General features: G+C 66.3%; 22 protein-coding genes, 1 tRNA gene and 1 other RNA gene. 20 read left to right on the top strand and 4 right to left on the bottom strand.

Features of this window, described 5'->3' with window-relative positions:
* Positions 1-144: 144 nt before the first annotated feature.
* Positions 145-801 carry an alpha/beta hydrolase gene (locus P1IM2_RS06020; RefSeq protein WP_003044467.1) on the bottom strand — a complete coding sequence of 219 codons (657 nt, stop codon included), beginning with the start codon at positions 799-801 and terminating at the stop codon, positions 145-147.
* Between the two features lie 211 nt (positions 802-1,012).
* Between P1IM2_RS06020 and P1IM2_RS06015 the strand changes: the two genes are divergently transcribed.
* The 14 genes from P1IM2_RS06015 (at position 1,013) to P1IM2_RS05950 (ending at position 12,652) form a co-directional block, all read left to right on the top strand.
* Positions 1,013-2,098 (top strand): cysteine desulfurase family protein, encoded by a 1,086-nt coding sequence (locus tag P1IM2_RS06015; protein WP_062903180.1) that lies wholly within the window; start codon positions 1,013-1,015, stop codon positions 2,096-2,098.
* Positions 2,095-2,433, top strand: a complete 339-nt coding sequence (locus P1IM2_RS06010) for a 2Fe-2S iron-sulfur cluster-binding protein (RefSeq protein ID WP_120694163.1) — start codon at positions 2,095-2,097, stop codon at positions 2,431-2,433. The genes P1IM2_RS06015 and P1IM2_RS06010 overlap by 4 nt, the downstream gene beginning before the upstream one ends.
* Positions 2,433-3,341 carry a class A beta-lactamase gene (bla, locus tag P1IM2_RS06005; RefSeq protein ID WP_186401793.1) on the top strand — a complete coding sequence of 303 codons (909 nt, stop codon included), beginning with the start codon at positions 2,433-2,435 and terminating at the stop codon, positions 3,339-3,341. The genes P1IM2_RS06010 and bla overlap by 1 nt, the downstream gene beginning before the upstream one ends.
* A 41-nt stretch (positions 3,342-3,382) precedes the next feature.
* Positions 3,383-3,480, top strand: an RNA gene (gene ffs, locus P1IM2_RS06000) — signal recognition particle sRNA small type.
* An 82-nt stretch (positions 3,481-3,562) separates the two neighbouring features.
* Entirely contained in the window at positions 3,563-4,180 is a 618-nt protein-coding gene (locus P1IM2_RS05995; RefSeq protein WP_186401792.1) for a hypothetical protein, read from the top strand.
* A 10-nt stretch (positions 4,181-4,190) separates the two neighbouring features.
* Positions 4,191-4,610: a hypothetical protein gene (locus P1IM2_RS05990; protein WP_186401791.1), complete on the top strand. Its 420-nt coding sequence runs from the start codon at positions 4,191-4,193 to the stop codon at positions 4,608-4,610.
* 59 nt (positions 4,611-4,669) lie between these two features.
* Positions 4,670-6,400: a DNA polymerase III subunit gamma/tau gene (locus P1IM2_RS05985; RefSeq protein WP_409574528.1), complete on the top strand. Its 1,731-nt coding sequence runs from the start codon at positions 4,670-4,672 to the stop codon at positions 6,398-6,400.
* The gene (locus P1IM2_RS05980; protein WP_186401790.1) at positions 6,397-6,732 is read left to right on the top strand and encodes a YbaB/EbfC family nucleoid-associated protein; all 336 of its coding nucleotides are present in this window, start codon (positions 6,397-6,399) and stop codon (positions 6,730-6,732) included. The genes P1IM2_RS05985 and P1IM2_RS05980 overlap by 4 nt, the downstream gene beginning before the upstream one ends.
* Positions 6,733-6,987: 255 nt before the next feature.
* Entirely contained in the window at positions 6,988-9,384 is a 2,397-nt protein-coding gene (gene lon, locus P1IM2_RS05975; protein ID WP_186401789.1) for an endopeptidase La, read from the top strand.
* 171 nt (positions 9,385-9,555) lie between these two features.
* Positions 9,556-9,828, top strand: coding sequence for an HU family DNA-binding protein (locus tag P1IM2_RS05970; RefSeq protein ID WP_003044445.1), 273 nt, complete (start codon positions 9,556-9,558; stop codon positions 9,826-9,828).
* Positions 9,829-9,990: 162 nt separating this feature from the next.
* Positions 9,991-10,065, top strand: a tRNA-Val gene (locus P1IM2_RS05965).
* Positions 10,066-10,162: 97 nt separating this feature from the next.
* Positions 10,163-10,477, top strand: a complete 315-nt coding sequence (locus P1IM2_RS05960) for a PepSY domain-containing protein (RefSeq protein ID WP_062902264.1) — start codon at positions 10,163-10,165, stop codon at positions 10,475-10,477.
* Between the two features lie 100 nt (positions 10,478-10,577).
* Positions 10,578-11,243 carry a response regulator transcription factor gene (locus P1IM2_RS05955; RefSeq protein ID WP_003044440.1) on the top strand — a complete coding sequence of 222 codons (666 nt, stop codon included), beginning with the start codon at positions 10,578-10,580 and terminating at the stop codon, positions 11,241-11,243.
* Between the two features lie 104 nt (positions 11,244-11,347).
* Entirely contained in the window at positions 11,348-12,652 is a 1,305-nt protein-coding gene (locus P1IM2_RS05950; protein WP_040590107.1) for a sensor histidine kinase, read from the top strand.
* A gap of 108 nt (positions 12,653-12,760) precedes the next feature.
* On the opposite strand, the gene P1IM2_RS05945 is transcribed toward P1IM2_RS05950, so the two are convergent.
* Complete coding sequence (locus tag P1IM2_RS05945; protein ID WP_003044434.1) at positions 12,761-12,940, bottom strand: PspC domain-containing protein; 180 nt, start codon at positions 12,938-12,940, stop codon at positions 12,761-12,763.
* 61 nt (positions 12,941-13,001) lie between these two features.
* Positions 13,002-13,130, bottom strand: coding sequence for a hypothetical protein (locus P1IM2_RS18870; protein WP_255265911.1), 129 nt, complete (start codon positions 13,128-13,130; stop codon positions 13,002-13,004).
* A 250-nt stretch (positions 13,131-13,380) separates the two neighbouring features.
* On the opposite strand from P1IM2_RS18870, the gene recF reads away from it, so the two are divergent.
* From recF to P1IM2_RS05930, 3 genes are all read left to right on the top strand, one after another.
* On the top strand, positions 13,381-14,490 hold the full coding sequence (recF, locus tag P1IM2_RS05940; RefSeq protein WP_186401788.1) for a DNA replication/repair protein RecF: 1,110 nt from the start codon (positions 13,381-13,383) through the stop codon (positions 14,488-14,490).
* A 120-nt stretch (positions 14,491-14,610) separates the two neighbouring features.
* The gene (locus tag P1IM2_RS05935) at positions 14,611-16,365 is read left to right on the top strand and encodes a class I adenylate-forming enzyme family protein (RefSeq protein WP_186401787.1); all 1,755 of its coding nucleotides are present in this window, start codon (positions 14,611-14,613) and stop codon (positions 16,363-16,365) included.
* 72 nt (positions 16,366-16,437) lie between these two features.
* A complete protein-coding gene (locus P1IM2_RS05930) occupies positions 16,438-17,175 on the top strand; it encodes a hypothetical protein (RefSeq protein WP_186401786.1) in 738 nt (245 codons plus the stop codon).
* On the opposite strand, the gene P1IM2_RS05925 is transcribed toward P1IM2_RS05930, so the two are convergent.
* Entirely contained in the window at positions 17,157-18,221 is a 1,065-nt protein-coding gene (locus tag P1IM2_RS05925; RefSeq protein WP_186401785.1) for an endonuclease/exonuclease/phosphatase family protein, read from the bottom strand. The genes P1IM2_RS05930 and P1IM2_RS05925 overlap by 19 nt on opposite strands.
* 156 nt (positions 18,222-18,377) lie before the next feature.
* Between P1IM2_RS05925 and P1IM2_RS05920 the strand changes: the two genes are divergently transcribed.
* From P1IM2_RS05920 to P1IM2_RS05910, 3 genes are all read left to right on the top strand, one after another.
* On the top strand, positions 18,378-18,899 hold the full coding sequence (locus P1IM2_RS05920; protein ID WP_234180222.1) for an RNA polymerase sigma factor: 522 nt from the start codon (positions 18,378-18,380) through the stop codon (positions 18,897-18,899).
* 36 nt (positions 18,900-18,935) lie between these two features.
* On the top strand, positions 18,936-19,871 hold the full coding sequence (locus tag P1IM2_RS05915; protein ID WP_186401784.1) for a FecR family protein: 936 nt from the start codon (positions 18,936-18,938) through the stop codon (positions 19,869-19,871).
* Positions 19,850-20,229 (top strand): STN domain-containing protein (locus P1IM2_RS05910; protein WP_222103002.1); only part of this gene is annotated, 380 nt, incomplete at its 3' end. The genes P1IM2_RS05915 and P1IM2_RS05910, both read left to right, overlap by 22 nt.

Genomic DNA, 20,229 nt, shown 5'->3' with positions numbered 1-20,229 from the left:
CGCAGGAAAACCCCCAAAGCTCATCATCGTCGCCATCATCCGAAAACTCGTCGTCGCGCTCAACGCCATCATCCGAGATGAGCAGCCTTGGAAAGCTTGAAGACGGTTGCTCCCCATGGCTTCGCCACAGGGAGGATTTGAAGCTCAGCGGATCGGTGAATCGGGCGCAAGCCGCATGTCGAGATAATTGTCGAGCGACTTCATCAGCTGATCGAGTTCATGCTCGAAGAAATGGTTGGCGCGCGGAATCTCGTCGTGGTGGATGGTGATGCCCTTTTGGGTGCGCAGCTTGTCGACGAGCTTCTGGATCGCGCCTGGCGGGACGATTTCGTCCTGGCCGCCCGCGACGATGATACCCGACGACGGGCAGGGCGCGAGGAAGCTGAAGTCGTACATGTTCGCCGGCGGCGCGACCGACAGGAAGCCGCGAATTTCAGGGCGCCGCATCAGAAGCTGCATGCCGATCCAGGCGCCGAAGCTGAAGCCGGCGACCCAGGTCGTCTGCGCCTCGGGGTGGATCGACTGGACCCAGTCGAGCGCTGCCGCGGCATCGGACAATTCGCCGATGCCATTGTCGAACGTGCCCTGGCTGCGGCCGACGCCGCGGAAGTTGAAGCGCAGCACGGCGAAGCCGCGCGCGACAAAGCTCTTGTACATCGCCTGGGTGATGCGGTCGTTCATCGTGCCGCCACCCTGCGGGTGCGGGTGAAGGATCAGCGCAACCGGTGCGCGCGGACGCGGCGGGGGCGAGAAACGACCTTCGATGCGGCCCTCGGGGCCGGGGAAAATGACGTCGGGCATGGAAGCACCTCTTATCTTTTTTGAGCTCCCGGCCGAATCGCCGGTTGGCGGGGTGGCGGAGCGAAGGTCGCGCCTATATAGAAAATAGGTCTCAACTTGCAACTTTTGCGAATCGTTCGCAATAGAAGGCGATTCCTACTCTCGTTGGTCATCCGACGAGAAAGAGAGAGCGTCGCTCGACACCAACGCGATTAGCGGGCAAATGCCGCAAATGATCTACCTCGACTATCAGGCCACGACCCCGCTCGCTCCCGAAGCGCGCGAGGCGATGCTGCGATGGCTTGGCGATGACGGCGACAGCTTTGCGAACCCCGCGAGCACGCACAAGGCAGGGCGCGCGGCGGCGGCGGCGGTCGAGGTTGCGCGCGATCAGGTGGCGGCGCTGTTGCCGCGCGGGGGGCGCGTCATCTTCACGTCGGGCGCGACCGAGGCGCTGAACTGGGCGCTCTTCTGCGGTGCGCGCGCGATGCCCGGCGGGGTTGCGGGGCTCAGCATCGAACATGCCGCATCGCTCCAGTGCCTCGAGCGGCTGGACGCGGCGATCCTGCCGGTCGATGCGGCGGGGCTGGCGCTGCCGCCCGACGCGGCGCTGATTCCTGAAGGCGGTATCGTCGCGACGATGCTGGTCAACAACGAGGTCGGGACGATCCAGCCGGTCGCCGATTTCGCCGCGGCGGCGCATGCGAAGAACAGCCTGCTGCTGTGCGACGCGGTACAGGGGTTCGGCCGCATCGCGATCCCCGAAGGGCCCGACCTGATCGCCGTATCGGCGCACAAGATTCACGGGCCCAAGGGGATCGGCGCGCTGTGGATTCGCGACGGCGTCGATCTGCCGCCGCTGATGCTGGGCGGCGCGCAGGAACAGGGGCTGCGATCGGGGACCGTCTCGCCCGCGCTCTGTGCCGGGTTCGGTGCGGCGGCGGCGCTGGCGGCCGACCGCCTGGAGGTCGACGCTGCGCATGTCGAGCGCCTGTGGTCGCTCGCGATGGACATGCTGCCCGAGTGGACGATCAACGGCGCCGAAAGCCAGCGCTATCACGGCAATCTCAATATCCGACGCGAAGGGGTCAACGGGCTGCGGCTGATGTCCGATGCGCGCGGCGTCGCCTTTTCGCTGGGCAGCGCCTGTGGCAGCGGATCGGGCAAGGTCAGCCATGTGCTGCGCGCGATGGGCATCAGCGAAGCCGACGCGCGCGCCTCCATCCGTCTCGGTTGGGGACGCTATACGTCCGAACAGGCGTTGCGCGACGGGCTGAATGCCATCAAGGATGCGGTCCGCTTGCAGGGAGTGAATTGATGCGCGTCACCTTCATCCATGCCGATGGCAAGGGACGCACCGAAGTCGTCGCGGAACCGGGTTCGATCCTGCTCGACGTGGCGCAGGCGCATATGATGCCGCTGGAAGGGACGTGCGAGGGGCAGATGGCCTGTTCGACCTGCCATGTCATCGTCGCGAAGGAGGATTTCGGCCGCCTGCCGCCCGCCAGCGAGATGGAGGAGGATATGCTCGATCTTGCCGCCGGGGTGCGCCGGACCAGCCGCCTGTCGTGCCAGATCGTACTGACCGAGGATCTCGACGGTCTGACCGTTCATATCCCGTCCGAAAGCCGCAACATGCAGGGGCCGCGCTGATGCGTCGCCGGCGCGCCGTGGGCCTTGCCCTGACGCTCGCCGCCGTCGTCACGCTGGCCGGGTGCGCGTCGTCGCCTGCCGCGACCAACAGCGCCCGCGACAGCGCGCAAGCGAGCGTCGCGAACCGGATCGCGGCACTGGAGAAGAAAAGCGGCGGTCGGCTGGGCGTTGCCGTTACCGACCAGTTCGGGAAGCTGATCGTCGGCCACCGCGCCGACGAGCGCTTTGCGATGTGCTCGACCTTCAAGCTGCTGCTCGCGGCACAAACGCTGACCGCAGCGAAGAACGGTGTGTCGCTGCGCACGCCGCTGCCCTTCACGCGCGCCGATCTGCTGCCCTACTCGCCGGGCGCCGAGCGCCTGCTCGATGCGGAGGGGAAGGGCGAATATCGTATCGGCTTCGCCGCCGAGGACGCCGTGGTGCTCAGCGACAATCTCGCCGCCAATCTGCTGCTCGATCATTTCGGTGGCCCGACCGGCTTCACTGATCATGTTCAGGCGACCGGCGATCTGGTGACGCGGCTCGACCGGATGGAGCCCGACCTCAACGCCAATATTCCGGGCGATCCGCGCGATACCACCAGCCCCGCGGCGATGGCGAAGAGCGCTGCCGCCTATATCTTCGGCGACAAGCTCGACCCCGCCTATCGCACGATGCTGCGCGACTGGCTGGTCAAGAGCGAAACCGGGCTTGCACGCATCCGCGCCGGGCTGCCCAGGACCTGGCATGTCGGCGACAAGACGGGGTCGTGTGGTACCGCCTATAATGACGTGGCGTTCGTCGAGGAGCCGGGGGGCGACAAATATATGATCGCCGTCTATCTCGACCGCCCCGCGCTGAAGGGCGACGCAGCCAACGCGATCATCGCCGATGTGGCGCGCGCGGTGGCGGGCGACCGCACCGAATAGCCGCGCCGCTTGCAATTCGCGCCCGCCGCCGCCATATGCGCGCCGGGAGTCGGGCGGACGCAGTCTTCGCCAACCCGGTCAGGTCCGGAAGGAAGCAGCCGCAACGAATTCGCTGCGGGTCGTTCCGGCTCCCACCCATTTCCACTATTATCGACCGAGCGGTGGCTTGACCCTCCGCAATAGCTCGCACATCCTGCACGTCGCAGCAGGGGAGGATGGGCGTGAGATATCTTGTTCCGGCCGGACTGGGCATGGCGGTCTTGCTCGGCATGGGGGCGGTGCAGACCTCGACGGCGTATGAGATCAAACCGAAACAGCCCAATCATGAGCGGCTGACCGCGCTGGCCGAGCGGTGCCTTGCCGCCGCCGCCGGTGCCTTGCCCAGCCATTGCCCGCTGCCCCGCACCGCGGCCGAGTTTGCGGCGACCGACATTGGCGGGTCGGTCTACGCCGATGCCGTCCGCTGGCCGGACGATCCGGCGCGCCAGATCAGTGCGACGGGTCTGGGCAAGATTGCGGTCAATCTTGGCGCCGAACGCTGCAAGAAGCATGTCGGGCCGGGCAAGCCCTTTGGCGGCCTGATGTGCAACAGCCATTATGGCGCGCTGCAATTCCTGCACGCCATGCGCCCGACGGCGGGCGAGGCGTCATCCGAAACCGGCGCCAAGATTCTCGGCTGGACGCGCGCGGCCTTTGCCATTGCAACTGGGCAGGGCGTCGATGCGACGACGGGATATTGCACCTATTTCCGAAGCCAATCTCCCGCCCTTGCCGAAGCTTTTGCGCCGCCCGGCTTTCCCATATTGCGACGACCGGACCGAAGGCGGGAAAAGCTATAAGGCGTGGCGCGTGCATACGCTGTTCACGCTTGAATGCCGCAATCCCTTCGCGTCGACCAAATGCAGCGAATTGACCGGCGATGTCGCAGCCGATCTGGCACGCAAGCGCGCGGCCGGGGCTTTGCTGCATCTGATCCAGGACAGTTTCTCGCAAAGCCATACGGCGCGGGGCGGCGTTTTTCCCGCCGGCCCCTACAGCGCCCGCGTCGTGTGCCTGCCGGTGCGCGAATATTATGATTATGCCCAGAATAGCGGCGTCCATCCGGCGGCCGACAAGGCGCCGACCTTCGACCTTGCCGGCTGCGCCGACGGGCCGGTGGCCGATCCGATCACCGCGTCGGCGCAGATGCTCTGGTTGATGGAGCAGCCCGCGAATCCCGATGCGGCGGTCAAGCTGATGGCGGAGGCGGTTCTGGGCGCGGCGACCTGACGCGCGGCGGCGCGCGCATACCCTTCGACAATCGGCGCGGCGCATCCTAAAGACCGGCTATGGACGATTCCGCCGACGACACTCCGATGCTGGGCATGGACTTGCCAGAGGCGCCGCCCGCGCCCGCCTCGAACGGGCCATACCGCGTCCTTGCCCGCAAATATCGGCCGCAGACCTTTGCCGAGCTGATCGGGCAGGATGCGATGGTGCGCACGCTCGGCAATGCGATCGCGCGCGACCGGCTGGCGCATGCGTTCCTGATGACCGGGGTGCGCGGGGTCGGCAAGACGTCGACCGCGCGATTGATCGCCAAGGCCCTGAACTGCATCGGCCCCGACGGGCAGGGTGGGCCGACGATCGATCCGTGCGGGGTGTGCGAGCCCTGCCGCGCGATCACCGAGGGGCGCCATATCGACGTGATCGAGATGGACGCCGCGTCGAACACCGGCGTCGATGACGTGCGCGAGATCATCGAGGCGGTGCGCTATGCCGCGGTGTCGGCGCGCTACAAGATCTATATCATCGACGAAGTGCATATGTTGTCGCGTAACGCGTTCAACGCACTTCTGAAAACGCTCGAAGAGCCGCCGCCGCACGTCAAATTCCTCTTCGCGACGACCGAGGTGAACAAGGTGCCGGTAACGGTCCTGTCGCGCTGTCAGCGGTTCGATCTGCGCCGCATTACCCCCGACATGCTGTTCGCGCATTTCAGTTCGATCCTGCAGAAAGAGGGCGTCGAAGCCGAGGCGCCCGCCATCTGGCTGATCGCCAATGCCGCCGAAGGATCGGTGCGCGACGGGCTTTCGATCCTCGACCAGGCGATTGCCCACGCCGATCTGGAAGCCGATGGCGCGGGCGGCGGGCGGATTTCGGCCGACCAGGTCCGCACGATGCTGGGCCTGTCGGACCGCACGGCGATTGCGCAGTTGATGGCGACCGTGCTGGGCGGCGATACGGGTGCCGCGATCGACCTTGCGCGCGCGCAATATGCGCTGGGGATCGAGCCGGTCGCAATGGTGCGCGGGTTGATGGACCTGACGCATGCGGTGACGCTGGCCAAGGTGGCGCGCCACGACGATCCGGCGCTGGCCGCCGCCGACCGCGAACGCATCGGCGATTGGGCCCAGAAGCTGGGCTTTGCGCCGCTCAACCGGCTTTGGCAATTGCTGCTCAAGGGGCATGACGAGGTGCTGCGCGCGAACAATCCGCTTGAGCATCTGGAAATGCTGTTGCTGCGCGTGATCTATGCTGCGTCGCTGCCCGATCCGGGCGAACTGGCGAAGCTGCTCGAATCGGGCGGCGTTCCGGCGATGCCGCTTGCAGCGCCGCAGCCTGCGCCCGGCGGCGATACGCCCGGCGCGTCGATTGCGGCCGCCACGCCGCCGCCGGTCGAGGCGGTGGAAGCACCGCCCCCTGCGGCGCTGACCATCGCGCAGATTCACCAGCTGCTCGAATCGACCGGCAATCACCGGCTTGCGGTCGATGTCTATGACCATATGCGGCTGATCGCGCTCGAACCGGGGACGCTGACGTTCGCGCCCGTGCCGGCGCTCGGCGAAGGCTTTGCCCGCGACCTGGCCGACGCGCTGCTCGCGGCGACGGGCAATCGCTGGTCGGTGCGCGCGGGCGAGGGTGAAGGCCGGCCCAGCCTGGCGCAAATGCGCGCCGCGAAACTGGCCGACAATGATGCGCGAATCCGCGAACTGCCCGTGGTAAAGGCCGTTTTGGCGGCATTTCCCGACGCAAGACTTGTCGAGGATGGCGACAATCGCCATAAGTCCGCCCCATGAAATCGATCGAAGAAATGATGAAGGCGGCGCAGGAAGCGGCTGCCACGGTGCAGGCCCAGATGCAGGAGGCGCAGGCGAAGCTCGACAATGTCGAGGTCGAGGGCGTTTCGGGCGGCGGTCTGGTCAGGATTACCGCGACCGCCAAGGGCCGGATCAAGGCGATCGCGATCGACGACAGCCTGATGATTCCGGCCGAAAAGCAGATGCTCGAAGACCTGCTCGCCGCCGCGTTCAACGACGCGCGCGAAAAGGCCGATCAGGCGAGCAACGAGGAAATGGGCAAGATGACCAGCGGCCTGCCGCTGCCGCCCGGGTTCAAGCTGCCGTTTTGACGAATTGATCCTCCCTGTGGCAGAGCCATGGGGAAGGGGGACCGCCGCCGCAGGCGGTGGTGGAAGGGCGACGACATTGCGTCATTGACCCCTCCGTCAGCCCTTCGGGCTGCCACCTCCCCATGGCTTTGCCACAGGGAGGAGAGATGCCCATTCACCGCACCGTCATTGAATGCGCGCCAAGTTACGCCATATTAGCGATAACCACCCTATTAAAAGGGCGGCGCGCGGTCTTGCGCCCGCTCAGGAGCCCTGATGAACCAGTCTTTTCCCCTTCTGCCCCTGCGGGACATCGTCGTTTTTCCGCACATGATCGTGCCGCTGTTCGTCGGCCGCGATCGCTCGGTCGCCGCGCTCGAAGCGGCGATGGAAGCCGATAAGGAAATTTTTCTCGTCGCCCAGCTCGATCCGGGCGAGGACGATCCGGTCCGCGACGATCTGTACGATACCGGCGTGATCGCGACCGTTCTGCAATTGCTCAAGCTGCCCGACGGCACCGTCCGCGTGCTGGTCGAAGGCAAGCAGCGCGCCAAGCTTCAGTCGCTCGACGATGACGGCAAGGCCGTGATGGCAACGGTCGAGCCGATCGCCGATGCCGTCGACGACAGTGTCGATACCGCGGCGCTGATGCGCTCGGTCGTCGACCAGTTCGAAAGCTATGCCAAGCTCAACAAGAAGATGCCGGCCGAAACCGCGGTGCAATTGTCGCAGATCGACGATTCGTCGCGCCTCGCCGACTCGGTTGCCGGCAACCTCAACATCAAGGTCGCCGACAAGCAGGCGCTGCTCGTCGAGAATGCGCCCGCAAAGCGGCTCGAAATGGTGTTCGCCTTCATGGAAGGCGAGCTCGGCGTGCTGCAGGTCGAAAAGAAGATCCGCGGCCGCGTCAAGCGCCAGATGGAAAAGAGCCAGCGCGAATATTATCTCAACGAGCAATTGAAGGCGATCCAGCGCGAACTCGGCAACGACAATGGCGAGGGCGGCGACGATCTCGCGGAACTGCAGGCCAAGATCGACAGCCTGAAGATGTCGAAGGAAGCCAAGACCAAGGCGAACGCCGAGCTCAAGAAGCTGCGCGCGATGGCGCCGATGTCGGCCGAGGCGACCGTCGTTCGCAACTATCTCGACACCCTGATCGGCCTGCCCTGGGGCAAGAAGTCGAAGCTGAAAAAGGACATCGCGAAGGCGCAGGACGTTCTGGATGCCGACCATTTCGCGCTCGAAAAGGTCAAGGACCGGATCGTCGAATATCTGGCGGTCCAGGCACGCACCAACAAGCTGAAGGGGCCGATCCTGTGCCTCGTTGGTCCTCCGGGCGTCGGCAAGACTTCGCTCGGCCGCTCGATCGCGAAGGCCACGGGCCGCGAGTTCGTGCGCCAGTCGCTCGGCGGCGTGCGCGACGAGGCCGAAATCCGCGGCCACCGCCGGACCTATATCGGCTCGCTGCCGGGCAAGATCGTGACCAACCTCAAAAAGGCAGGCACGATGAACCCGCTGTTCCTGCTCGACGAAATCGACAAGCTGGGTCAGGATTTCCGCGGCGATCCGGCGTCGGCGCTGCTCGAAGTGCTCGACCCCGAACAGAATGCGAAGTTCCAGGACCATTATCTGGAAGTCGACGTCGACCTTTCGGACATCATGTTCGTGACCACCGCCAACTCGCTCAACCTGCCGCAACCGCTGCTCGATCGCATGGAGATCATCCGGCTCGAAGGCTATACCGAGGACGAGAAGGTCGAGATCGCCAAGCGTCATCTGATCGCCAAGCAGGTCGAGGCGCACGGGCTGAAGGCCGGCGAGTTCGAGCTGACCGACGAAGGTCTGCGCGACCTGATCCGCTATTATACCCGCGAAGCCGGCGTCCGGACCCTCGAGCGCGAGATTGCGCGTCTGGCGCGCAAGGCGCTGCGCAAGATCCTCGAAGGGAAGGCGGAAAGCGTCGTGGTGACGCCCGAAAACCTCTCCGAATTTGCGGGCGTGCGCAAATTTCGTCACGGCGTTTCGGACCGCGAGGATCAGGTGGGCGCGGTTACCGGCCTTGCCTGGACCGAAGTCGGCGGCGAACTGCTGACGATCGAAGCCGTCACTGCGGCGGGCAAGGGCCAGGTGCGCACCACCGGCAAGCTGGGCGAGGTGATGACCGAGTCGGTGCAGGCCGCGCTGTCCTTCGTGAAGGCGCGGGCGCCCGCCTATGGCATCAAGCCCAGCCTGTTCGCGCGCAAGGACATCCACATCCACCTGCCCGAAGGCGCGGTGCCCAAGGACGGGCCCTCGGCCGGCGTCGGCATGGTCACGGCGATGGTGTCGACGCTGACCGGCATCGCGGTGCGCAAGGACGTCGCGATGACCGGCGAGGTCACGTTGCGCGGCCGCGTGCTCGCGATCGGCGGCCTCAAGGAAAAGCTGCTTGCGGCTCTGCGGGGCGGCATCACGACCGTTTTCATTCCCGAAGAGAATGAAAAGGACCTGGTCGAGATTCCGGCGAACATTACCGCGGCGCTGAAGATCATTCCGGTGAGTCATGTCGATCAGGTGCTCGCCGAGGCGCTGGTCAGCCCTGTCGAGCCGATCGAATGGACCGAAGCCGACGAATTGGCCGCTTCGCCGCCGATTTCGGCGGGTGGAGACCCCGAATCGGCGATTCGGCACTGACCGGACCGCCGACGGGGCTTCCGCAAGAGCCTTTTCATCGCAAAATCGGCATTTTGGCCGGTTTCGCGCCGCTTTTTGCTTTGACAAGGCGGGGCGAAACATCGTTAGTGGCGCGCCATGGCTTCGGGCCATGAGAATCATTCAACAACCACACACAGGGGTTCCTTAGGCATGAACAAACAAGACCTGATCGCCGCCGTCGCTGACTCGAGCGGCCTCACCAAGGGCGATGCGAGCAAGGCTGTCGAAGCTGTGTTCGATTCGATCACCGGCGCGCTGAAGAAGGGCGGCGAAGTCCGTCTCGTCGGCTTCGGCACCTTCGCGGTCAGCAAGCGCAAGGCGTCGACCGGCCGCAACCCGCGCACCGGCGAAACGATGACCATCGCGGCGTCGAACCAGCCGAAGTTCAAGGCCGGCAAGGCCCTCAAGGACGCCGTCAACTAATCGCTGGCGCTTCTTGACGAAGAAACATCTCGGGCCGTGGCGCAAGCTGCGGCCCGATTTGCATTTCGGGGGTGCCGAGTCGCAAATCGGCGTTGCAATCGCGGCGCGAGCGGTTATGGACGACCCGCTTTCGGACGCGGCGCAGCCGCTTCGGTCCGGGACGGGCGCGTAGCTCAGCGGTAGAGCACACCCTTCACACGGGTGGGGTCACAGGTTCAATCCCTGTCGCGCCCACCATGGCCCGGTGGCATGGTCGGTGGTTGTCGCATTGCGAAACATCGGCTGACGGGGCCATTCATCGCCTATTCAATGCATAGGGGCTAAATCTCCCGGCATGATCCGCACCCTGACCCTCTCGATCGCCTCGGCGCTGCTGCTTGCTGCAGCCGGCCCGGCGGCTGCGCGCGGCGATCGCAACCGCGACCAGGACAATTTGCGCGAAGCGGCGGCACAGGGGCAGGTGATCCCGCTCAACCGCCTGATCGCCGATGTCCGTTCGCGCGCGCCCTACAGCAATATGACCTATCTCGGCGGCCCGCAGTTCGATGCGCGCCAGATGGTCTATGCCCTCAAGTTCATGGACGGCAGCCAGGTGGTGATCGTCTATGTCGACGCGCGCACCGGCCGGATCGTCGGCCGCAGACCCTGACATTTTTCGCTGCAACGACATTTTGCGATGATCGTTGCGTCTTGGTAGAGAGGCGTTCGGCCCGCCCTGTCCGGCGGGTTCGCAGACGAAAGGTGCCTGAATGCGGATTTTGATTGTCGAAGACGAACCCACGCTGGGTCCGCAGCTCAAGGCGACGCTGGAGGGGAACGGCTATGCCGTCGACCTTGCCACCGATGGCGAAGACGGGCACTTCCTGGGCTCGACCGAAGATTATGACGCCGCGATCCTCGACCTCGGCCTGCCCGAAGTCGACGGGCTGACGGTGCTCGATCGCTGGCGCCGCGAAAAGCGCAACTTTCCCGTTCTCGTGCTGACTGCCCGCGACAGCTGGTCGGACAAGGTCGCCGGGCTCGACGCGGGTGCCGACGATTATCTCGCCAAGCCGTTCCAGACCGAGGAATTGATCGCTCGTCTGCGCGCGCTGATCCGCCGCGCCTCGGGCAATGCGTCGAGCGAGTTGATCGCGGGCAAGGTGCGGCTCGACACGCGCTCGGGCCGCGTCACGCTCGATGGCGAGCCGGTCAAGCTGACCGCGCAGGAATATAAGCTCCTGTCGTACCTGCTGCACCACAAAGGCAAGGTCGTGTCGCGCACCGAACTGATCGAACATATCTATGATCAGGATTTCGATCGCGATTCGAACACGATCGAGGTGTTCGTCACCCGCATCCGCAAGAAGCTGGGTGCCGACATCATCACGACGATCCGCGGCCTCGGATATCAGCTCGACGATCCGCAGGGCTGATCATGGCCGAGGCCGACGCCGCCTCGCCGATCGCGCCCGGCACCGAAACCCGCACGGAGCCGGCTGCGCTGGCGAGCCTGACGACGGGTTCGCTCGCGCGGCGCATGATTGCGATTGCGGCGCTGTGGATTTCGGTGCTGCTGATCGGCGGCGGCTTCGCGCTCGACCGGGTGCTGACCGGCGCGATCACGCGCAACTTCGATTCGAGCCTCGAATATGTGCTGATCGCGATGATCCGCTCGTCCGAGATCGGCCCCGATGGCGAGGTGCGGCTGATCGAACCGCTCGGCGACCAGCGCTTCCTCGAGCCCTATAGCGGCCTTTATTGGCAGATCAGTGGTGGTGGGCAGGAGCCTTATCGCTCGCGCTCGCTGTGGGAACGGACGCTCAAATCGCCCAAGCCGCACGTCGATACCGGGCTTCATACCTATGACAGCACGCAGTTTCCCGACGAACAGCTCCGCATATTGGAGCGCAACGTCATCCTTCCGGGCAGCAAGACCAACTGGCGTTTCCAGATCGCGCAGTCGCGTCAGGCACTCGACGAGCAAATCCGCGCGGTGCGCGCGACGCTGATTCCCAGCCTGGGGCTGCTTGGCGTCGGGCTGATCGTCCTCGCCGCGCTGCAGACCTTTTACGGCCTCTGGCCGCTGCGCCACATCCGGCGCGCGATCGCGGCGATGCGCGGCGGTGAAAACCGCCGCGTCATCGCGCCGCTGCCGCTGGAGGTGCAGCCGATGGTCGAGGAATTGAACGCGCTGCTCGCGCATAACGAAAAGCAGGCCGAGGAGGCGCGGCTGCACGCCGGCAATCTGGCGCATGCGCTCAAGACGCCGCTGACCGTGCTGCTCAACAGCGCCGCGGGGTCGGACAGCGAACTTGCGGAAACGATCCGGCGCGAGGCGGCGACGATGCGGCGGCAGGTCGATCATCATCTGGCGCGCGCGCGGGCGGTCGGGCGCCGCGGGGCGGCGCAGGCGCGCGCCGTTGTCTGGGACAGCGTCGACAGCGTGCTGCGCGCGCTGACCCGCCTCCATCCCGACGTGCGTTTCGACGAGGCGGGCGACAAGACGCTGGTGGCACGGGTCGAGCGGCAGGATCTGGACGAATTGATCGGAAACCTGCTCGAAAATGCGGCCAAATATGGCGGCGGGAGCGTTTTCGTGACCGTGCAGCGCGCGGGCGGCATGGCCGAGATACTGATCGAGGACGACGGCCCCGGCATTTCGCCCGCCGACCGTCAGCGTATCTTCGACCGCGGCGTTCGGCTCGACAGCGGCAAGCCGGGGACGGGGCTTGGCCTTGCCATCGTCCGTGATGTCGCTGAAATCTATGGCGGCAGCGTCGCGCTCGAAGAGAGCGAGGATCTTGGCGGGACGCTCGTACGGCTCAAACTGCCCGCCGGCTAGGTGCGCCGCGCAAAAGAAAAGGCCCACCGGCGGACCGGCGGGCCTTCGATTGTGGAAATATGCGGGGCCGGTGCGACGTGCCTGAAAGGCGGCCGGCCCGTGGCTGCGTTATGGCGCGAGGATCGCGACGGTCAGATAGACCAGCAGCGGCAGGCCGAAGCCCAGCAAAGTCAGTGCCACAAAGGCGACGCGCGTCCACAAGACGTCGAAGCCGAAGTGGTCCGCCATGCCGGCGCACACGCCGAAGACCATGCCATCGCGACGATTCTTGCGAAAACCCTGTTTCATTTCTTTCCTTTCCGTCCCGGTCCCTCCGGGACCGGCGTTGTTCGTGGGTGGGGGCGGCTGGTCAGATGACCAGCCGGCCGAGTTCCGCACCGTTCGGGCCAGCAGCGGCCAGGAACATGATCGAGCAGTAGAGCGTGGCAACCGCCGCGATGGCGTAGCTCTTGAGCGATTCGGTGTTGAAATGAGCCATGATATAATCCTTTCGTTCCTCCCACCCGGACCATCCGGTGGATGCCAGTAGTAATGCAGGAGGCGTGCCAATTTCATTCATTGGCGGTTAACCGCGGTTTTTTCGACGTTGAAACTATATTTCAACGGGAAAATATCAATGATGTGGTGAAAATTACCTCAAATTGGAATTTTTTGCGCTTCACCTTTGGCGGGCAGCGATGATGCGCGGGACTCGCATCGCGCACAGGGCTGGGGTAGGCGCAACGCAGATGACGCTGATCCGCCTTTCGTTGACCGATTTCCGTAATCACGCGGGGGCCGATCTCGCGGCCGGGCCCGGCCTTGTCGCGCTTCACGGCGACAATGGCGCGGGCAAGACCAATATATTGGAGGCGATATCGCTGCTCGCGCCGGGGCGCGGGCTTCGGCGCGCGGCGCTGCCCGATATGGTGCGCGACGGCGCCGCCGGCGGCTTCGCGGTGTTCGGCGAGGTGCAGGGTGATCCCGCGCTCGCCCCCGTGGCGCTTGGCACCGGGGTCGAACCCTCGGCGCCGGGGCGCCGGGTCGTCCGGATCAATGGCAGCGCCGCGGCGGCGACGGCACTCGGCGACTGGCTCGCCATCCTCTGGCTCACCCCGGCTATGGACCGTTTGTTCGTGGAAACGGCGGGCAATCGGCGACGCTTCCTCGACCGCCTCGTCCTCGCCCTCGACCCCGGCCATGCCCAGCATGGCAATCGTTATGAGGCGGCGATGCGCGCGCGCGGCAAATTGCTCGCCGACCTTTCCGCCGCCGATCCGCAATGGCTGGCGAGCCTAGAGGCGCAGCTGGCCGAGCATGGTGCGGCGATCGATGCGGCGCGCCAGCGGACGCTCGCGGCACTGTCCGCCGAACTGGCGGAACAGCCCGACGCGCCCTTCGCGCGTCCGCTCCTCACCCTTGTCGATGCCGACGGCGCCCCGCGCGGCGCGGCGCATGACCCGGCGGCGCTGCGCGATCTGTTCGCGGCGCGGCGCCGGATCGACGCAGCGGCCGGGCGCGCGACCGCGGGGCCGCACCGCGACGACCTTTCCGCCGTCCATGCGGCGAGCGGCCGCGCTGCCGCGCGCTGTTCGACCGGCGAGCAGAAGGCGATGCTGCTTTCGCTCGTCCTTGCGCACAGCGATTGCGTGGCGCGCGCGCGGGGGCAGCGGCCGATACTGCTGCTCGACGAAGTCGCCGCGCATCTCGATCCGCTGCGCCGCGCCGCGCTTTATGCGCGCCTCGCCGGGCAGGGCGGGCAGGCGTGGCTCACCGGCACCGAGGCGGGGCTGTTTGACGCGATGCCGGGTCCGGTGACGCGCTTTCGGGTTGCGGGCGGGCGGATCGCGCCGGGCTAGGGCGTCGCCGCGCCGCGACGAACGCTGCGCCTTTCCATGCTTCGCCCGCTTGTGCGGCCCGTCGTTCGTCCGTAACGCTGAGGCGAATCTCCGGCGCCCGACCGGACGGATATGGGAGCAATGCGCGTGACGAGTGACGTGATGACAGAGCCGCTGGTGGCGCTCGATCCGGCCTGGCCGAAAATGTCGATGGCCGATGCAACCGCGGTGCTGACCGCGCCAGGCGCGCGCTTCGAGATGGAGACGATAACAATCCGCGGCGTCCCGACGCGCGTTTGGAAAAATGCCCCCAATGATCTGGGCGTCCTTCTCGACCTGTCGCGCACCCATGGCGCACGGCCGTTCACCATCCTCGACGACGACCGCGTCAGCTTCGAGGCGAATTGGCGCGCCACCGCGGCGCTGGCGCATGCGCTGCAGGACATGGGCGTCGGCAAGGGTGACCGCGTCGCCTTTGCGATGCGCAACCTGCCCGAATGGCCGATGGTCTTTTTCGCGATCACGACCATCGGCGCGATCGCAGTGCCGCTCAACGCGTGGTGGACCGGCGCCGAACTGGCCTATGGCATCCGCGATTCGGGGGCGAAGGTCGTGATCGTCGATGGCGAGCGGCTGGAGCGGCTGCGCGATCATCGCGAAGAACTGGGCGGCGTATCGCGCTGGATCGTCGCGCGCGGCGGCGCTGAAGGGGACACCACGGCGATCGAGGATATCGTCGGCGCACCGGCAAGCTGGGCGGCGCTTCTCGATATCGCGCGGCCCGTCGTCGCGATCGATCCCGATGACGAGGCGACGATTTTCTACACCAGCGGTACGACGGGCAATCCCAAGGGCGCGCTCGGCACCCATCGCAATCTGATGAGCAATATCCTCTCGGGCGGCTTTTCGGCGGCGCGCAGCTTTCTGCGCCGCGGCGAAGCGATCCCCGATCCGCAGCCGCGCACGACGCTGACCGTCATTCCGATGTTTCACGTCACCGCCTGTTCGGCCAGCCTGATGGGCAGCATGGCGGCGGGCAACACGACGATTTTCATGCGCAAATGGGACGTGGTGCAGGCGATGGAGATCATCGCGCGCGAAAAGGTCAATGTGACCGGCGGCGTGCCGACGATCGCCTGGCAGCTGATCGAGCACCCCGACCGCGCCAATTACGATCTCTCGTCGATCGAGGCGATCGCCTATGGCGGCGCGCCGTCGGCGCCCGAACTCGTCAAGCGCATCTATGAAGAATTCGGGGCGCTGCCCGGCAACGGCTGGGGGATGACCGAAACGATGGCGACGGTGACGTCGCACTCGTCGGAAGATTATCTCAATCGTCCGACCAGCGCCGGGCCGGCGGTTGCGGTCGCCGACCTTGAAATCCGCGATGATGATGGCGTGACGGTGCTGCCGACGGGAACGGTCGGCGAGCTGTGGGCGCGCGGCCCGATGATCGTCAAAGGCTATTGGAACAAGCCCGAGGCAACGGCCGAAACCTTTGTCGACGGCTGGGTGCGCACCGGCGATCTCGCGCGCCTTGATGACGAAGGCTTCGTCTATATCGTCGACCGGGCTAAGGACATGGTGCTGCGCGGCGGCGAGAATATCTATTCGTCGGAAGTCGAAAACGCGCTCTACGAACATCCGGCGGTCACCGATTGCGCGATCATCGGCATCCCGCATCGCACGCTGGGCGAAGAACCCGCGGCGGTCGTCCATCTGGCGCCGGGGATGACGGCAAGCGAGAGCGAATTGCAGGATTGGGTGCGCGCGCGGCTCGCCGCGTTCAAGGTGCCGGTGGCGGTGCATTTCGTCGCCGACACGCTGCCGCGCAATGCCAATGGCAAGATATTGAAGAAGGATCTGAAGGCGCTGTTCGCCGACCGCGCAAGCTGACGGACGTTTTGGGAAGAGTGGGGAGTGCGGCTTTGCCGCCCCCGCGACGTCTTCCGGGCAAAGGATAGGCCTTTGCCAAATTTTCTATACGATTTTCCGCTCCATGTTCGCTGGCCGCGCGGCGCGATGATCCTGCCTCTGCTGACTCTCGCAGCCTGCGGCGCACCGCATTCGCCCTCCGATCAGGCTATTGCGACCTTCTCGCTGACGACGCGCGCGGGCATTACCGATTATGCGGTCGATCCCGATCCGCTCAAACATGCCGCTGCCGGCTATTTTCGCGATGTCGCGGTGGCGGCGCCGGACGAATCGGCCGGGCAGTTTCGCGCTCGCGTCGCCACCGCCATCTATTCCGAAAAAGGCGTCCACGCGTCGCTCGGTTCGGCGGCGCAGCAGGCGATCGTGCCGCGGCTCGCCGCGCTCGATGCCGCAGCGCGGCAGGGCGACCGGCAGGGTGCCGCGCTCGCCGCGCTCGAAATCTATCGCGCGCTGGTCGAGGATATGGCGACGGTGTCGAAGGCGACAACGGCAATGGCGCTGATCGATTATGCGCAATTGGCCGGGGCCGCGCGTCTTGCGGCGGCGCGGCCGGACTGGTCCGGGGTCGATGCGGCGATGACAATGGCCGGCCAGCATTGGGATGACATTGCGGGCGACGTCGGCGACCCGGCGCTGGCGGGCCAGATGAGTGCAGCACTGAAGGCGGCACGGGAGGGCGCGGCGCGGCGCGACGATGCCGCCACCGAGCAGGCGTTACAGTCTGCGCGGCCATCGATCGATCGCCTGATCGCCTATTTCAAACGGACATAGCCGAGCGGTCCGCGTGCGGCGGTCGGCGCGAGCGGCGCGAGGCGATAGCGCGCGACATAGCCGATATGGTCGGACAGCATGCGGCCGTCGGCGCCGCGCCCGAACGGCACCGATATGGCTTCAGCGGTGAGCGCGGCGAAGCGGGTCGATGCAAATAATTGCCAGTCCTTCGCGCGGCGAAAGCTTTCGAGCGCGGCGCGGGGGAGGCCGCTTGTGCGGCGCGAGCAGGCGTGCATCGCATCGTCGAGCGCGCCGGTGCGGCCATTTCCCCACCAGCGGCCCGTTGCCGACGCGAAGGCGCGGGCGCGCGGCGCGATCTTGCCGACGTTGAAGTCACCGGCAAAGATGATCGGATAGCGATGCCATGGGCTTTGCGCCATGAACCGTCCGGCAGCGTCGAGCTGGCGGCGATAGGCATAGTCGGCGCGCTCATCCGAAACCCCCGACGCGCCGCGCGAATTGAAATGTGCGGTGACGACGACGACCGGCGTCGCCGCGCCCGGCACCGCGACGAGCGCCATCAATATGCCCTTGTTGGCAAGGCAGTCATAACCGGCACAGGCATAGGCCGGAAAGGGCGCGCGGCGTACCGCGAGGATCGGATAGTCCGACAGCAGTTGCAGCCCGCTGCCGAGCAGCTTGCCCGACCGCTCGCCCTTGAACCACGATGCCGCGGCAGCGAAGCGGCGGTCGGCGTCGGTTGCGGGCAGGCTGCTTCGATCGGCGGCGGCCGGGCCGTCCACGACATAGCGATAGCCGCTTTCTGCGCCGATCCGCTGGGCGGAGCGGGTGAAGGCTTCCTGCAGCACGACGATGTGCGGCTGGATTCCCGCCTGCCGCATCGCGCGCAGTCGCGCCGCGATCTGTCCGAAATCATCGCTGCGCCCCCAGGCAAGCGGCCAGGGAAGACCATGGATATTGTAGGTGAGGACACTGATCGGCGTTGCGGAAGCTGGCGACGGCGCGGCGGTGGCGGTGCAACTTACGGCAAACGCCCCCGCCAGCGCAGCGATCCGGAGCGCGCGGCGGGACGGGATTTGGGACATGGGGCAAGACTCCCGCTACGCAATTCGACCATCGCCCCTGTCAAATGGACGACGCCGCGCGCGATTTTCCGCATCGGCACGAAAAAAGCGTCGCATTGCCGATCGATGGGCGCGATCCGATTGCGGCTTGCGCGCGGCATTGGTATGGGGCGGCGCATGATCGCCGACGGTCTGGATGGGGCGTTCCTGGCCCACCGCGCAGCGCTGGAACGTTTCGTGCGGGCCCGCTGCGGCGACGCGTCGGACGCCGAGGATATTCTGCAGGATCTGTGGATCAAGATCGGCGGGATCGCGGCGGTTCCAGACGATCCGCTCTCCTATCTCTATCGGGTCGCCGACAATCTGGTGATCGATCGCCGCCGCTCGGCGCAGCGCCGCGAGCGGCGCGACGATGCGTGGAGCGCGCTGGCAACGGGCGACGCGGGCGAGGCGTCGCCGGCTCCATCGGCCGAGCGCACGGCGATCGCGAAGAGCGAGCTTGCCCGCGTCGCGGCGCTGTTTGACGAACTGGGCGAGCCCACCACCGGCATCTTCCGCAGCTACCGCATCGACGGCACACCGCAGCGCGATATTGCCGCGCATTTCGGCCTCAGCCTGAGCGCTGTCGAAAAGCATCTACAAAAGGCCTACAAGGCCGTATTGCAATTACGTGACAAACTCGATGCGGAAAATGACTGACCATACCGTCCTAGCTGCGAAGGGACGGCTTTAGGCATGGCAAACGGCGCGGCAGAAAAGGAAGCGGTGGGCTGGTTCGTCCGGCAGCGCGACCCCGCGCATGCCGATTGGCCCGCCTTCACCGCGTGGCTGGAGGCCGATCCGGCGCACGCCGCAGCCTATGATCGGGTAGCGATCGCCGATGCGGCGATGACCGAGGCGCTCGCCGCGCGCCCCTTGGCCGCGGATCGCCCCGACGCCGCGCCTGCCAACGACAATGCCCCCGGATTCTTCCGCCGCTATGGTGCAGTCGCCGCCGCGCTGCTTGTCGCGGTGAGCGCATGGCCGGTTTACCGCGTCGCGGTGCCGACCTATGCGGTCGAGACCGCGCTCGGCGAGCAGCGCAGCGTGACGCTGGACGACGGGACGGTGATCGACCTCAACGGCGGAACGCGCGTGACACTCGACCGCCGCAATCCGCGCATCGCCACGCTCGAAAGCGGCGAGGCGGTGTTCCGCGTCACCCACGATCCGGCCGATCCCTTCACCGTCGTATCGGGCGATATGCGGCTGCGCGATGTCGGCACGGTCTTCAACGTCGCGCGCGAGGACGGACGTGCCGAAGTGAGCGTTGCCGAAGGTGCGGTGATGTTCGATCCTGATCGCGCGGCCCTGCTGCTCCGCGCGGGGCAGCGGCTGCACATCGCACATAGCGGCGCGGCGCCGGTCGTCACCCGCGTCGATCCCGCGACGGTGGCGGGGTGGAAGACGGGCCGGCTCGATTTCACCGCGACACCGCTGTCGGATATTGCACCCGACCTGTCGCGCGCTCTTGGCGCCCCGATCGCCGTCGATCCCGCCATCGCCGATCGCACCTTTACGGGCACGATCCTGATCGACGGCAAGGATAAGGCCGCTATAGAAAAGATCGCGATCCTGATGGGCGTTTCGGCCCGCAAGGTCGGCGAGGAGTGGCGACTGACCGCGAACTGATGGTGCAGCGTTACAGGCAATGGGCGGCGGCCAGCCTCGTGGCGGCTCTGGCCCCCGCGTCGGTCCATGCCGCCGAGACGCATCGCTTTGCCATCGCTGCCGGCCGGCTCGACCAGGCGATCCTCGACCTCGGGCGCCAGGGCGGCGTCAGCGTCGCGCTTGCCGATCCTGCGATGGGCGAGATCCGGGTGCGCGGCGTCGCCGGCACGATGGACGTCGAAACCGCGCTCGCGCGGCTGCTGCGCGGCACCGGTCTGGGCGTGACGATCATCGACGCGCGCAGCTTTCGCATCGTGCGCGTCCCCGTCCGGGCGCGCCCGGCACCGCCGCCGCGCCGCCCGGCGCCGCGCCCCGCGGC

Source organism: Sphingopyxis sp. P1IMeth2, from assembly GCF_900185685.1.
Taxonomy (GTDB): domain Bacteria; phylum Pseudomonadota; class Alphaproteobacteria; order Sphingomonadales; family Sphingomonadaceae; genus Sphingopyxis; species Sphingopyxis terrae_A.
Note: the sequence above shows the minus strand (reverse complement) of the source record. Positions and strands in the feature narration are given on the sequence as shown.